General features: G+C 37.7%; 10 protein-coding genes. All 10 read left to right on the top strand.

All coding sequences use genetic code 11. The features are described from left to right. Entirely contained in the window at window positions 1-2,691 is a 2,691-nt protein-coding gene (locus IE199_RS11230; protein ID WP_189770386.1) for a methyl-accepting chemotaxis protein, read from the top strand. 9 nt (window positions 2,692-2,700) lie between these two features. Continuing rightward, a complete protein-coding gene (locus IE199_RS11225) occupies window positions 2,701-3,555 on the top strand; it encodes a CheR family methyltransferase (protein WP_189770384.1) in 855 nt (284 codons plus the stop codon). 11 nt (window positions 3,556-3,566) lie between these two features. Then, entirely contained in the window at window positions 3,567-4,235 is a 669-nt protein-coding gene (gene cheD / locus IE199_RS11220) for a chemoreceptor glutamine deamidase CheD (protein WP_189770382.1), read from the top strand. 14 nt (window positions 4,236-4,249) lie between these two features. Continuing rightward, window positions 4,250-5,332 (top strand): protein-glutamate methylesterase/protein-glutamine glutaminase, encoded by a 1,083-nt coding sequence (locus IE199_RS11215; protein WP_189770380.1) that lies wholly within the window; start codon window positions 4,250-4,252, stop codon window positions 5,330-5,332. After that, window positions 5,325-6,506: a methyl-accepting chemotaxis protein gene (locus tag IE199_RS11210; RefSeq protein ID WP_189770378.1), complete on the top strand. Its 1,182-nt coding sequence runs from the start codon at window positions 5,325-5,327 to the stop codon at window positions 6,504-6,506. The genes IE199_RS11215 and IE199_RS11210 overlap by 8 nt, the downstream gene beginning before the upstream one ends. A 19-nt stretch (window positions 6,507-6,525) precedes the next feature. Further along, window positions 6,526-6,834, top strand: a complete 309-nt coding sequence (locus IE199_RS11205; protein WP_189770376.1) for an STAS domain-containing protein — start codon at window positions 6,526-6,528, stop codon at window positions 6,832-6,834. A gap of 3 nt (window positions 6,835-6,837) precedes the next feature. Continuing rightward, window positions 6,838-8,586, top strand: coding sequence for a SpoIIE family protein phosphatase (locus IE199_RS11200; protein WP_189770375.1), 1,749 nt, complete (start codon window positions 6,838-6,840; stop codon window positions 8,584-8,586). 72 nt (window positions 8,587-8,658) lie between these two features. Continuing rightward, window positions 8,659-9,828 carry a response regulator gene (locus IE199_RS11195; RefSeq protein ID WP_189770373.1) on the top strand — a complete coding sequence of 390 codons (1,170 nt, stop codon included), beginning with the start codon at window positions 8,659-8,661 and terminating at the stop codon, window positions 9,826-9,828. Further along, window positions 9,828-11,999 carry a hybrid sensor histidine kinase/response regulator gene (locus IE199_RS11190; protein WP_189770371.1) on the top strand — a complete coding sequence of 724 codons (2,172 nt, stop codon included), beginning with the start codon at window positions 9,828-9,830 and terminating at the stop codon, window positions 11,997-11,999. Before IE199_RS11195 ends, IE199_RS11190 begins: the two co-directional genes overlap by 1 nt. A gap of 10 nt (window positions 12,000-12,009) precedes the next feature. Then, on the top strand, window positions 12,010-16,029 hold the full coding sequence (locus IE199_RS11185) for a response regulator (protein WP_189770370.1): 4,020 nt from the start codon (window positions 12,010-12,012) through the stop codon (window positions 16,027-16,029). Window positions 16,030-16,099 lie beyond the last annotated feature (70 nt).

Genomic DNA, 16,099 nt, shown 5'->3' with positions numbered 1-16,099 from the left:
ATGTTAAATAAGTTACTCGGCAATGTGAAACTAGCCTATAAGTTAAGCCTAGCTTTTATCATGATATTAATTCCATTAGTTATTACGACGTTTTATTTAATAACCAATGCAATGGACAATATTGACGTAGCCCAAAGTGGAAGAGAAGGTATTGTCGTTATTTCTCCATTAAAAGACGTAGCGAAAAATATTGCGCAGCACCGAGGTGCATCAACGGCATTATTAAGTGGAGACAATACTCAGGGAAATAAACTGACTTCAATTCAACAAGATGTAAATCGCTATTTCTCTGCCGTCAACAAAGCATTAGAAGAAACCAGCTATTTTTCTGTTGAAAGTGAAGTGAACAACGTACGCAGAAGCTGGAATGACTTGGCTAGCGAGACAACTAACTTATCCTTAGCCGAATCAGTTAACAGGCACAATCGATTGATTCGCGACGTTTTAGCGCTAATTCAGTTAGTAGCTGACAAATCGGGCTTATCATTAGATGCTTATTTAGACTCTTATAATATGGTTGTTGCATCTACAAACGAACTACCGAATTTAGCTAATTACCTTGGAATTGCTAGATCTCAAGGAACCAAAGTACTTGCACTGCAAACAATGGATGAACAAACCAAACTGGCCATTTATGATCGAGTAACTAATGCTTCAAGAGTCATATCTTCGTTAGAAGCTGGCGGAGCAAGAATTTTCGAAACCAATCCAGAAGCGGCGCAAAAACTCCGCTCTCAATTTAATGACACTCTTGCAGAAGCTAAAAAATCTATTGAATTAATTAATGGACAGGTAATTCAAACTAATTCTTTTATTTATGATTCCGATAAATATTTTTCAGAATTGTCGTCGACTATTGATGCAGTGAACAATTTAAATATCTCCGTTATGGCTGTATTAACTGACATCCTAACTGACAGAGCAAATGCTGCAGAAACCCGGTTGTATACAGAAACAACCTTCATACTTATCGTTGTTGCCGCTGCGTGTTTTATTGCCTTTGTTATCATCAAAACCGCAATAAATTCGATGGATTTTGCCATTACAACCTTTGGAAAAATTGCAGAGGGCCAACTTGATAATAAAATTTCAACAGATAATACCGATGAGTTTGGCCAGTTATTAACCGCTATCGACTCCATGCAACAAACGTTAAAAGACAAACAAGCAGAAGTAGGTCGTTTAACTTCTGCAGTTGATGGTAGCACCACTAATATAATGATGGCTGATATTGATGGTAATATCGTTTACGCTAACTCTGCTGTAGTCAACATGCTTAGAAAGCGAGAAGATCAATTACGTACAGTCTTCTCTTCGTTTAGTGTTGATAACGTTGTTGGTGCCAATTTTGATTCATTTCATAAAAATCCTGCTCATCAACGTAACTTGTTGGGCAACCCCGCCAATATGCCTTATAGAACGGAAATAACTGTAGCGGGTTTAACCTTTGAATTGATTGCTGTAGCGTTAAAAGATGAACAAGGCAACCACTTAGGCTCTTCTGTTGAATGGGTTGATTTAACAGAAATTAAAGATGCACAAAATCAAATAGAAAACTTAATCAATGATGCTATTTCAGGTCAATTAGACAGCCGCATAGAAACATCTAAATACGAAGGTTTTATGAAAGTCTTAGGTGACAACATCAATAACCTTATGAACGCGGTTGTTAATCCAATAACTGAAGCGATAAACGTTGCGCAAGCACTGTCTGTTGGCGATTTAAGTAAAACTATGGATGGTAAGTTCTCAGGCGAATTCTTAGCGTTAGCAGAAGCCATGAATGGTTCAATTGAAAAGCTTAGTAGCATGGTCGATGATATTCGCAATGTGTCAACTAACGTATTTGATTCAGCGAGAGAAATTGCCGAGGGAAATAACGAACTAAGTCACAGAACTGAATCGCAAGCTTCTAGTTTAGAAGAAACAGCATCGGCTATGGAAGAGTTGACTAGCACTGTACAACAAAATGCCGAAAATGCCACGGAAGCAAGTAGGTTATCTACTGTGGTTATGGAAAAAGCGACCAACGGTGGTGATGTAGTAAAAAGCGCCATAACAGCGATGAGTGACATTAATAAATCAAGTAACAAGATTGCCGATATTATCAGTGTTATTGATGAGATTGCCTTCCAAACGAATCTGTTAGCGTTAAACGCGGCAGTTGAAGCTGCTAGAGCGGGTGAGCAAGGTAGGGGCTTTGCAGTGGTGGCAGCGGAAGTAAGGAGTTTAGCTCAACGTTCAGCTGGTGCTGCCAAAGAAATCAAGGGTTTGATTAATGCTAGTGTAGAAGCCGTTGGTCAAGGAACCAAGTTAGTTGACGAAACGGGTCAAACCTTCTCTGAGCTAGTAACTTCGATAGAAGAAGTTGGCAAAATGATCCGCGATATTGATAGTGCGGGTAAAGAACAGTCCGCAGGCATAGGAGAAGTAAGTGCTGCAGTAAGTCAAATGGATGAAATGACTCAGCAAAATGCTGCACTGGTTGAAGAGGCTGCTGCATCTAGCAAAGCGATGGAAGACCAAGCACAAAGCCTACTTCAACAAGTTGCATTCTTTAATAATGATAAAGGTAATAAGAGTGCGCCCAAACCTAGTGCTTCACAAGTAAAAAAGGCTGTTGAACCGCCACCGACCATTAGCCGGGCTCGCGAAAAAACAGTCACAGATCAAGAGTGGGAAGAGTTTTAGTTCTAAACGATGAACGAGATCAGAGAGCCTGCTTATCGACTGACAGATGATGAGTTTAGATTCATCTGTCAGTACGTATACGATATTGCTGGAATTGTACTCAATGACAGTAAGCGAGAGATGGTTTATCGTCGACTGACTCGTATTGTACGTGAGCGCAAGTTGTCTTCATTTAGTGAATATTGTCAGATCCTTAAGCAAAATGACGAACGTGAACGACCTTATTTTATTAACGCGATCACGACTAACCTGACGAGTTTTTTTCGAGAAAAACATCATTTTGATTTTTTAATTGATGAAGAATTACAGCGGCTAATTCAAAAAAATCAAGCTCAAAAGCGAATCCGTATATGGTGTTCAGCTAGCTCAACAGGTGAAGAGCCATACAGTATAGCTATTTCGGTCTGTGAAGCGTTAAAAAGCTATTTATCAAGTTGGGATATAAAAATTTTAGCTACCGATATTGACAGTGATGTATTGGCAAAAGCAAAAGCAGGGATTTATGACATGCATCGTATTGAAGATATTCCAGAGACTTACAAGAGCACTTATTTCAAGCGAGGCATTGGCCAAAATGCCAATCAAGTCAAAGCTAGCTCTCAATTGCAAAATTTAATCACCTTTAAGCAATTGAATTTATTACATGAATGGCCGATGAAAGGACCTTTTGACTTAATCTTTTGTCGTAATGTCATTATTTACTTTGATAAGGCAACTCAGCAAGATTTGTTTGCTAGATACTATGAACTTTTATCTCCTGGTGGGCTTTTATTTTTAGGACACAGTGAGAACTTAGGTCCTTTTCAGAAATACTTTGAAAACATTGGTAGAACGATTTTCAGAAAGCCAATCGTTAAGGTGTAGGGCAGTCATTTATGGTTTTAGCAATTAATAGCAAGCATCAAAACGTCCAAGACTGTTTAACCACGTGTCTTCCTGAATTTAATCATATAAATCACTACTGGGATCGCCACAGAAATATTGTTGTGGCAAAAATACTCCCAGGTGAGTTTTACGCTACCAGAGAACACGTATTGATAGCGACGACTTTAGGATCATGCATTTCTGCTTGCATCTGGGATGATCGAATTGGCATTGGTGGCATGAACCATTTCATGTTACCGATCACAGATAAAGAAGCGCATTTAGTTGATTGGGGACAAAGAGGTTTGGCTACTGATGCAACTCGATATGGCAATTTTGCTATGGAACACCTAATAAACACTATTCTTAAAAATGGCGGCCGACGCATAAACCTTAAAGCAAAGGTATTTGGCGGCGGTAAAGTGTTGAAAAATATGTCTGACGTGGGTGAGCGAAATATCAAGTTTTGTTTACATTACTTAGAAGAAGAAAACATTGAAATTGTTAGTAGTGATTTAGGTTCAGTTTATCCACGGAAAGTGATATTTGAACCTTTTTCGGGAAAAGCATTGGTTAAAAGGCTAGATAACTTGCATAACGACACTATTGTTAAACGAGAAAAAGATTACCGTTCAAGCATTGATAGTGAGCAAGTTGATGGCGATATAGAGTTATTTTAGCGCCAAGGATGATTATGAATAAAATAAAGGTATTAGTTGTTGATGACTCTTCGGTTATCAGAAATATTGTCTCGGAAATATTAAATCAGGACAGCATGATAGACGTTGTTGGCGAAGCTAAAGATCCGTTTGATGCGCGCGAAAAAATAAAGGCACTAAATCCAGACATTATTACCCTAGATGTCGAAATGCCGAAAATGGACGGTATTACGTTTTTAAAAAATTTGATGCGATTAAGGCCAATGCCTGTGGTCATGTTATCTACCCTAACTACAAAGGGCGCAGATATTACTTTACAAGCTTTGGAAATAGGCGCGGTAGATTTTATTGCAAAACCAAGTTTTGAAGAGCTAATTGCCTCAAAGTTAACCTTTAAAGATACCTTGTTAGATAAAATAAAGTCTGCCGTTGGCATTGACCAGAAAAGTTACGCGCTAGCTAGACGTTCAGCAACAGCGCCTCATAAAGTGCTTCCTTTTAACGGTTGTCAAAGGGCAAACCATGTCGTAGCGATTGGTTCCTCAACAGGTGGAACAGAAGCAGTAAAACACATATTGACTGCGTTACCCAGTAATAGCCCTGCAATTTTAATTACTCAGCATATTCCTCCAACATTTAGCGATAGATTTGCACAACGTTTAAATTCCCAATGTGAAATTACAGTACAAGAAGCTAAACATGGACAAAAGATAAAAGCCGGAAATGCTTACATTGCCCCTGGTGATAGACATTTAACGGTAGCTAGTAAAGGAGGTTCACTATTTTGTGTGATTGAGGACTCAGAGCCAGTAAATCGTCATAAACCCTCGGTAGATGTGCTATTTAACTCCCTTGAACCTTTGGCAGATAATGTTCAGGCAGTTCTGCTCACAGGTATGGGAAATGACGGAGCTAAAGGCATGCTGAAACTAAAGCAACATGGGGCTCGCACTATTATCCAAGACAAACAAACTAGTTTGATTTGGGGCATGCCAGGCCAAGCATTTCAACTAAACGCACACACTGATGAAATGCCGCTGCAGGACATAGCAAAAACGATTCTTAATCACGCAGGTCTTGATAAAAGACATATGAGAAAGGAATGCCATATTGAATAAAGTACAGTATCTATTAACTGGTGGTATTGTTACTGCTGTTATTACGCTAGTAGGGATAGTTTTTGAACTTCCTGCAAGCTTTGCTTTTGTAACGAGTTTAGTCGGATTGATATGTTTATTAATGTTATTCAAAGAGATTAAAGCGGTTTATTCAATACCTGGTGAACAACTAACTTCTTCACCAAATTTTGATGAAGCAATAGTTGAAAGCATGCTAATTGGCATCAATGAAACCCTCAATGAACAGATGGCGATGGTTGCGCAAGAAATAGAGCGTTCTAAAAACCTGTTAAGGGATGCGGTAAGTGGTATTTCAGACAGTTTTAAAGAATTACAAGGGCTTAGTGCAACGCAGCAGCAATTAATAGCGCAAGTGTTAGAAAACATCAATGGACTTGGTGATGATCACAGTAAAACCATGGAGGACTTTGTGCGTGACTCAGACAATACGCTAGAAAACTTTGTTGAGGTGATTGTCTCGACTAGTAAGCAAAGTTTAAAAACCATGGCCTATACTGATGATATGGTGAAACAATTTGACGGTATTTTTAATTTGATAAGTCAGGTTGAAAATTTAGCAAGTCAGACTAACTTGTTAGCGTTAAACGCAGCTATTGAAGCTGCCCGAGCAGGGGATGCGGGGCGTGGCTTTGCCGTTGTTGCTAACGAAGTTAGATCGTTATCAGTTAACTCAACTGAGTTAAATAATGATATTCGTGAACAAATTTTAGGCGCTAGGGAAATTATCACCAGTTTAAGAGAAGCTGTTGAGAAAATGGCCTCGGCGGATATGACCAGTACTTTGGAGTCTAAAAGTAATGTCAGTGAAATGATGAATCAGGTGCAAGAAATGAATCAAATGAGTACAAAAATTGTTGATGAACTTGCCAACTTAGCGCCCAGAATGTCGGAGACTGTCTCGATAGGTGTTCGCTCTCTACAGTTTGAAGATATGATTTACCAAACACTGGGATCATTAGATTTTAATTTTAAGCAACTTTCACAATTATCTCATTCCTTGTCCACATTTGATAAAAACGCGGTAAACCCTGCAGCTCAATTACAAGCAATTGTAGCGGAATGCAGTGCCATTAGTCAGACGACAAAAGATAAAAATGAACATAGAACAGTGTCCCAAGTCTCAATGGACGAAGGTGAAGTGGATTTATTTTAATTGATTAAAAGGAAATAACATGGCTTTAAAAAAATTTGTTTCAGATGATGGTAAAAAAATTACTATTTCCGTAGACGAGCGCTTTGATTTCTCTGTTCATCAAAGTTTTAGAGATGCCTACATTGATGCAGACACTATAGGCAGTGAATTTATATTGGATTTGTCAAAAACAACCTATATGGACAGTTCGGCTTTAGGGATGATTTTATTGCTAAAAGATCATGTTGAGAAATCGTCAAGTAGTCTAAAAATTTCTAAACCAAACGACACTGTTAATAAAGTGCTAGAAATTGCACAGTTTCACCGATTAATGACTATTGAGAGGTAGTCTATGACCGGCGTGACGGCAGGGTTAAGCTCTAAACTGGCGCTAGTAGTCGATGATTCCGCCATGCAGTGTAAACTGCTTAGCGTTTTGTTAAAACAACAGGGATATCGTGTTGTAACGGCAAACGATGGTGCAAGGGCCGTGGTGATGTACATTAAATATCAGCCAGATTTAGTGTTGATGGACGTGAACATGCCAATTATGAACGGTTACGAAGCGGCTAAACGAATTAAGGCGCTGGATAAAAAAGATAACCTATGTCCACTACTTTTTATTACCAGCCTAGACTCAGAGCAAGTATATCTAGAATGTATACAAGCTGGGGGGGACGGCATATTAGTTAGACCGTTTACACCTGAACTTATTAAGGCGAAAATCAAATCTATTCAGCGAGTTAGTGACCTATATTCGCAAGTTAAATCTTTACAGCAAGAGCAACAAAAAGATGCTGAACTTGCTGAACAACTTATGTCTGGTGTCATAGAGTCGCGCAATTTTGCGCGAGATAAAATAGGCATTTTGAAAAAAGCAGCAGCTTTATTTAGTGGCGATATCCAATTAACAGCGTTAAGTCCAAACGGTAATCTCAATGTATTATTGGGTGACTTTACTGGTCACGGTTTACGCTCCTCCATTGGTGCCATTCCGCTTGCTGAAACATTTAGTGCAATGACCAAAAAAGGCTTTTCCTTAAATGAAATTATTCACCAAATTAATCAGCGAATGTATAAGCTGTTACCTACAGATTTATTTTTAGCTGCGACATTTGTCACCATTTCAAATCATGATAAGTCAGCGTACATTTTTAATGCAGGATTACCTGCAACTTATGTATTTGACCAATACGGTGAAACCAAATTTCAAATTGAATCTTGTCACCCGCCAATTGGAGTACTTCCAAATCTTATCAAAGACGTTGGGCTCACTATAGTGCCGGTAGAGCCAACAGACAGAGTAGTTTTGATAAGCGATGGTATTGTAGAGGCGAGAAATATTGCCGGCGATATGTATGGTTTTAATCGGTTTGAACGTGATGCAAGGGAAGCCCTAGTGCAAGAGCGTAATAATTTAACCGAACACATATTACATAAGGTGACTGAGTTTTGTCAGCATGTGCCTCAGGAAGACGACATTTCGCTAATTGATATTCCCTGTAGTGGCTGGGAACAAAAACAACGCTCTAATACTCCTCGGTTTGAGAGCAAGCAAACAAATCATCCTGGCTCAGAAGAAAATGTAAGTTGGCAGTGGCGTTTATACTTAACGGGAAGCCGGCTAGCCGCAATAAACCCAGTACCCATCGCGATGAGCCAAATTCAGGAACTAGAAGGTCGCGCTGAGCACTGGCAAAACGTTTTTACAGTGTTAACTGAGCTATTTGTTAATGCTTTGGATCATGGGGTTTTGAAGCTTGATTCTGAGATGAAATCATCGCCTCAAGGCTTTCTACAGTACTTTAAAGAACGTGAGAAACGCTTGAAAAGCATTGATAAAGGCTTTGTAGATATAGAGCTACAGTGCTATCTGATGCCAAACAGTGGTCGCTTAGTGATCCGTATTTCAGATAGCGGTCAGGGATTTGATTTTGATAGCTACCAAAGCATTCTTAATCAAGAAGAAGATGAGGCAGACGAAGCGTGTCAAAAGCTTTGTGGACGTGGAATCAAATTGGTTTATCAATTGTGCGAAAGCCTCGAGTATTTCAACAATGGTGCCGCAGTAACGGCAAGTTATTCTTGGCAGGATGAATAACCATAACCGAATAGGCATTTGAGGGAATACGGGTCTACACTTAAAGATAAAATTAAAGGGAAACTAGTTTTTATGTCGAAACCTACGATTTTAATTATTGATGATGATGAAGTTTACTTAGAACTTTTAGCCGAGGCATTAGAGTCTAATTTTACGGCATATACTGCTAACTCAATAGAAAGAGCAGAGCAGATCGCGGCAGATGTTCAGCGTTTTGATATTGCACTGGTTGATGAAAACATTGGTCAAGACAAAGGCTCTGAATGGATTAAAGAAAAGTCATCGGCTAAACAAGTGGCAACGTCTTTTGTACTCTACTCTGGTTTAGCAACAGAGGATGCTATTTTAAAAGGGTTGGAATGCGGCGCAGATGATTTCCTCGCTAAACCTATTTCACTACTTGCTTTAAGTAATAAACTAGAAAAGCTCATTGCCTATCAAAAGCAAATTTCACAGTTTGAAACCGAAATATCTTCAAAAGAGCGTGTTATTAATATCTCTATGGCACAAGCGTCAAAATATGGTGCTTGCATGCAGTTAACCTCAAAACTGAATAATTGTTTTAGCTATGAGAGCATTCGTGACGAGGTATTTACTTATTTATACAGTATGAACTTAGTTGGCTGTCTTGCTCTTTATCCACTTAACCAAAAAGCTTTGTATTACTCTTCAGCTAATGGCTTTTGTTCGCCAGTAGAAAAAAGTGTTATGGAGTTATTAAAAGTAAAGCCTAGGTTGTATAGGTTTGGTAGTAGAACGATATTTAATCACCCATTAGCGTCTATTTTGATACTGAATATGGAAGAGGGAACAATAGATACCGATATATACATTGACGCTTTGGCATCAGTTATAGAATGCCTTGGGGCAAGAATGGAGTTTATCACTTATCAAGAGTCCATGCATAAAGTTCAAGAGCAGATTCAAAAGGCTGTTGTAACAACGCGCAAAATGATCGAGGTATCAACTAACCATAATCAAGATGTAATGAAAGATATTGTGCAAAACATTGGCATGAGCTTTCACGTTATTGATTTAACGTTAGAGCAGGAGGAATATCTCACTAAGTTAGTCCACGATGCCCTGAAAAAACATTCTCAAAACGACATGAATTATTTTGAAGTGATGAAATTATTAGATAAAGCTCTTGAAAAAGTCGAAGAGCTAAAATCTATTAGTTCCTCTGAAGAACGTGAGCCCACCAGCGCCCCAAGTCCCGATGACGAGGATGTTTTATTTTGATGCCAATGGAGTGTATTGATGGCGAGATACTGCCTTGCGCATTGATAAACATTGACCATCATGGGGACATAACCTACTGCAACTTAAACGCTTTGTCATTTTTAACACAAATTGCAGTTAACCCCATTGGCCAGTCATTTAGCTCTTACCTTAGTCAACAATGCAAAGTTGACTTTGAAGCTTTATTTTTATTGACCGACAGAACACAAGACGACATTAACAACGTTATACAAAATTTCCCGTACATAGAGTTTTCTGACGGAACACGCTCTGGTTTTCATTTAGTTAAAAAAGACTTTGGCTACTATATTTTTATCTCATTATTTGAAACGAACGAGCAAAGCGTGTCGAGGACTTGCCTCGAACTTAAATTCAATGACGATAATGACTTGATAACTAAGAGCTTTAATCTAATTGAAAACTATTTAACTATCGGATGTTGTTCCATTGACCTTCAAAGTGATGAAATGACTTGGTCTAAGGGCATGTACAACTTACATCATTTACAGCAAGGCGAACACCAAGTTACGCCTGACATTATGCTCTCTTATATCGCCAATAAAGACCAGGCACTTTTAAAAGACAACATAACTAAAGCCAAAGTTGGAGGTGTTAATTTTCGCCAACAAGTGAGTTTGTTATATGCGCAAGAATCAGAGATTAAGGTAGAAGTGATTGGTAAAGTTGAACACGATGCTACAGGAAACCCCAAAACACTGCTCTGTATCTATAGAAACATTTCTGAATCGTTTGAAAATTTAAAAAAGTTAAAACTTTTGTCGTCTGTCAACACATCTAAAGCAACACCGGTATATTTTATTAATGAACAAGATAACGTTATTTTTACGGAGTTATGTCCATCATTTGACGAAAAAAGTGCTTCTCTTTTTGGATACATTAATTTTTCTGTTCAAGAGTATTTAAAGTTAAAACAACAGGCAAAGAAGTTTGGTGAAATCAAACAACAAGATATAAGTTTTGATAACTATAACGCTGTTTTTGATCTTCATGTTATCTACGAAGCTAAATGTGAAGTTTATATTTGGGTGGTAGAAGATGTCACAGAGAGGTTTAGAAAAGAACAGCAACAAATAATCAGTAATAGATTGGCTTTACTTGGAAATACATTTGGTACGGTATCACATGATATTAACAACGTTTTAGGGGTTGCCTTAGGAGCCACTGAAATGTTGGAGCTAAAAGTCGCTCAGGGTGAACAAAATATCGCAAAATATATTGAACGGGTTAAAAATGCGATAGATAAAGGCAAGTCAGTGACAGAACGGCTGTTAGCTTTTACCCGTAAACCTACTGTTAAGGTCGTCGAATTTAACCCCATTCAGGAAATTGAAGAAAATTTATACTTATTTAAACAATTATTACTTAGCACCATAAACTTTACTTTTGTCAAAGAAGACTTCAATTGCCTCATACGTTTCCCTCAAGGCGAATTTACTAACATTTTGCTTAATATTGTGTTGAATGCACAGGATGCCATTAGGGAACAAGGCCTAGTTGGCACGATTGAAGTATCTGCAAAACTGGTGCAAAAAAGTTATATAGAAATTACGGTTACCGACAGTGGTATTGGCATAGATTCTGACAGTTTAGTGAAAATATTTGACCCTTTTTTTAGTAGTAAATCTGTTAACAAAGGCAATGGTATTGGATTAGCTAATGTCTATAGCACAATGCATAAACACAATGGTGAAATAGAAGTAGATGGCTCAAGTGAACTCGGAGGGGCTAAATTTACGTTGCGCTTTAAATGTAAACTGATTGAACCAAGCCCATTAACAAGCTCATCAAGTAATAGAGAATGTTGTTTTCGAAATAAGTCGATTTTAGTGGTAGATGATGAAGTTAGCATCGCTGAATTTGTATCTTTGTTTTTAACTGCAGAAGGCGCTGTGGCTCGCTATGCAACGAACAAAATAGAGCTACTGCAATTACTCGCAGAAAATAACCATTTTGATATGCTTATTACCGATATGATCCTACCAGATACTTCAGGACGGGAAATCGTCAATTTAGTAAAGGAAAAGCATCCCAATATTAAGATTTTTTCAATGAGTGGCTATATAGGAGAAGAAAATACAGCTTGGCATTACCCTGTCTTGCAAAAGCCATTTAACTCACTAGAACTCACCGATTTTTTGAAGAACAACTAGGGCTTTACCTATGAAGCTTGTGACTCGGCCTTTAGCGTTAAAGATGGCAATTTTTGGGTTTGCCTATGTGATGGTTTCATCCGTACTTTTTGGACTGATTTTTTATATTGAAAGTAAAGATGCCGTTGTAGATCAAGAAATTCAAAAACTTAAACTTGAAGCCGATATCATCAAACCATTAGTAACTGACTTTTATCAACAGTCTGCTAAAGATATTTCATTTCTAGCTGCAAGTCAGTCAGCCAAGTCTTTGTATCAAGAACAAAATCAAAATCATGAACAAGTGATTGTTAATGAAAACTCACTCGCTAATTTAATGTACGAGCTTATTAAAAATCACCACTATTATAATAAAATTAGCTTTTTAGAGATTAAAGACGATGTAAATGTTCAAGTGAGTGTCGTGCGAAACAACGAACATATCAAAATAGTTTCAAAACAAGACTTACCCCAACATATTGAGTTAGAAGCTCTTAAACCACTGTTAAGTGCAAACAGCAAACAAGCCGTATTTTTCTCTAATATTGAGTTTGGACAGATTAATTTAGCTGGTAATGAGCAAGCGAGCTTTTTTGCTGCATTACCTTTGTACGATCGGCAGAATGTACTTTCGGCAATTATCGCTGTGGAAATCAATTTAACCGCCTATTTAAGCGCCATAAAATCGAGTGTTTTAAAAAATATCGCCTTCTATTTAGCAACGCCAGCAGGTGAAATATTTTTTCCAGAAAAACAAACTGGTACGCCATTACAATTGTTACTTTCAAAAGAAGTATCTGAAAGTACGATTAGCCAAGGCGAAGCGAGAATAATTGATGACTATTCATCTGTGAAGAATAACGCTAGCTTTGCTTATTACAGTGCTTTAAGTGTTGAAGCATTCCCTGAGCTTCCTAGCCTTTATCTGATGATAGAAAACCAAAATCAGCAGTTTTTGAACGCAATAAAAAAAATGCAATTGAGAACTGCTATGTTGAGTATGTTTGTCTCTTTATTCAGCATATTAGTGTTTGTTCTAATTGCAAGGCGATTTGTTAAACCGATAAAACAAATTACAAAAAGCATTATTTCTTTTGATAAAACACAACGATTAGGTCAATTACCTACTCAGCTAAATGATGAAATTGGCATCTTAGCTCGCAGTTTTAAATCATTATTGGATAACCTTTCAACGTCTTATTTAGAAGAACGTAAGGCTAAAATTTCAGCGACTAGTTTGTCGGCAAAACTTGAATCTATTTTAGATTCAATCGCAGATGCAGTGATAACAATTGATGATAATGGTGTTATTCAAGCCTTTAACAAAGCAGCAGTTGATATATTTTGCTACGACGAAACGGAGATAATAGGTAAAGATATACAAGTACTGATCCCGGCCTCCCACCTAAACTTATCAGAAGTTAAGAACATGAAATCGTCGAATCGAATTGTAAAGGAGTTGTTTGGCGCTCCACGAGAACTTTACGCAGTTAGAAAAGGAGGGCAGTCTTTTCCAATCCTAATTAATATAAGTCAAGTAGATACGGAAGAAGGTAAGTTATATACAGGGTTGATCAGAGATATTACTCCTTTAAAAGCGATAGAAGAAGAAAAAAAGCGTGTGTTACAAGATGCCAAAACCGCTGCATGGCGGCTTAATTTTGCGTTGTCTGCACCCAATATAGGTGTATGGGATATTGACTTAGTCACTAATGAAATTAAGTGTGATGAGAGAATATATAAACTATTTGGCACTGAACCAATCAGCGGTTTACCTCCAAGAACTCAATGGCGTAATTTGGTGCATCCCGATGATTTACCGGGAATAGAGAAAGAATTTAACAACTTAATTAAACATAGACGAGAATCACAATTTCAACATCGCATCTATTTACCTACTGGAGAAATAAGACATTTAGAGGCTCATGCCCAAATTATTTATTCAGACGAGGGCGTAAAAACACGAATCGTGGGTACTTATAGAGATATTACGGAACAAGTGCAGGTACAAGAATTAAAGCAACAAGCTTTAGATATGGCAGAAGCATCACTGAAACTTAAATCTGATTTTTTGGCAAGCATGAGCCATGAAATTAGAACACCAATGAACGGTGTTATTGGGATGTTAGGATTGCTGGAACAAAGTAAGTTAACCAAGCAGCAACAGCACCACGTTTTTCTAGCTTCTTCAAGTGCTAATTCTTTATTGTCATTAATTAACGATATTTTAGATTTTTCTAAAATTGAGGCCGGCAAACTTGACTTAGAAACAGTTGAATTTGATTTACGAAATCAACTGAGTGAATTTGCTGAATCAATTGCGCTAAAAGCTCAACAGAAAAAGGTTGAACTTGTGCTAGATGTAACTGAATTAAAGCATGTAATGGTGTTAGGCGATCCTGGACGGCTTAGGCAGATAATGACCAACTTAGTGGGTAATGCAATTAAATTTACTGAAGCGGGTGAAATAGTCATAAAAGCAGGCGTTGATCATAAAAATAATCAAGTGATTTTTAAATGTTCTATCAGTGATACAGGAATTGGGATCCCCCAGCATAAAATAAACACTTTATTTGATTCTTTTACCCAAGTTGATGCCTCAACCACTAGAAAGTATGGCGGTACTGGGCTGGGTCTTGCCATTGTTAAACAGTTATGCGAGTTAATGAATGGTGATATTTCTGTATCCAGTGAAGAAGGAAAGGGAAGTAGATTCTCCTTTAATTTAGTGTTTGAACAAAGTGACAGTAAACCACTGTCTATACCGAATATAGACATATCTGGTAGCAATATTCTAATTGTTGATGACAATGATACCAATCTTACGGTGCTGAGTTGCCAATTAAAAATGTGGGGGGCAAAAGTTTATACGGCGACTAATGCCGAACAAGCGTTAGAAACATTAAAGCAAAAGAAAGAAAGGTTTTTCGATGCTGCGATTTTAGATATGCAAATGCCTAACATGAATGGCGCAACCTTAGGACAGAAAATAAAATCTAATCAAGAAACTCATTACTTACCGCTGATTTTAATGACTTCTATTAGTGTTAAAGGTGATACAGAATATTTTGAAAAGCTAGGCTTTGCTGCCTATTTTTCAAAACCAGCAACGACCTCTGATTTGTTTGATACACTGTCGCTTGTATTAGATACTAATAACATGCATTCTTCTCAGTCTTCAATCATTACACACTCAAAATTAATGGGAGTGCATAATAACAAGGTTGTTTCACAGATGCCCAATATTGCAAGGATCATGGTAGTAGAGGATAACCGCATTAATCAGGTGGTATTACTTGGCATTTTACAAAACCTCGGTTTAACGGCAGACGTAGCAGGAAATGGCAAGGAAGCGATAGAGTTGTTGGCAAATTGTCCTCTAGATGCAAAATACCAACTTCTTATTATGGATTGTCAAATGCCTGAAATGGATGGCTATGAAGCAACCAAAGCAATACGTGCAGGACAAGCGGGTGATCAATTTGTCGATATCCCGATCATCGCGATGACGGCAAATGCCATGAAAGGTGACGAAGATAAGTGTCTCAAAGCTGGCATGAGTGATTACGCGACTAAGCCTATTAATCCAGATATATTGCAAGATAAATTATGTCACTGGTTAGGTGTGCGAGATTTTAACGGCAATAAAGATACAGCAGCGTTAGAAACAAAAGATACACTTGCATCGAATAGCCAACCAATACAATTAAGCAAACAGCATTGGGACAAATCAGCTTTTTATCAACGGATCCGACAAAATGATGCATTAGCAAATCGATTAATCGATATTTATTTAGCAGATATGCCAGAACTCTTTGAGCAACTTGAGCTTGCCATTGAACAAGTTGACCATATGTTAATTAAAGATTTGGCACATCGAATTAAAGGAAGTAGCAGAAACATAGCCGTTAATACTGTTGCACTTTACGCTGAAGAGATTGAACAAAATGTCATGAATTTAGATAAAACGGCTTTGTTAAAAGTGTATAGCCAAATAGAAGAGTCATTTGGTGTTGCGAAAGATGAACTTAGCAAAAACAGCGTATACTAAAAATAAATCAATGAATTACATAAAATGTGTAATACTCATTAGTAAGGGGCCTAATGGAATTAATCAATAA

The organism is Thalassotalea marina, from assembly GCF_014656435.1.
Classification (GTDB): Bacteria; Pseudomonadota; Gammaproteobacteria; order Enterobacterales; family Alteromonadaceae; genus Thalassotalea_C; species Thalassotalea_C marina.
The sequence above is the reverse complement of the archived record's forward strand: the minus strand, read 5'-3'. Positions and strand labels throughout refer to the sequence as shown.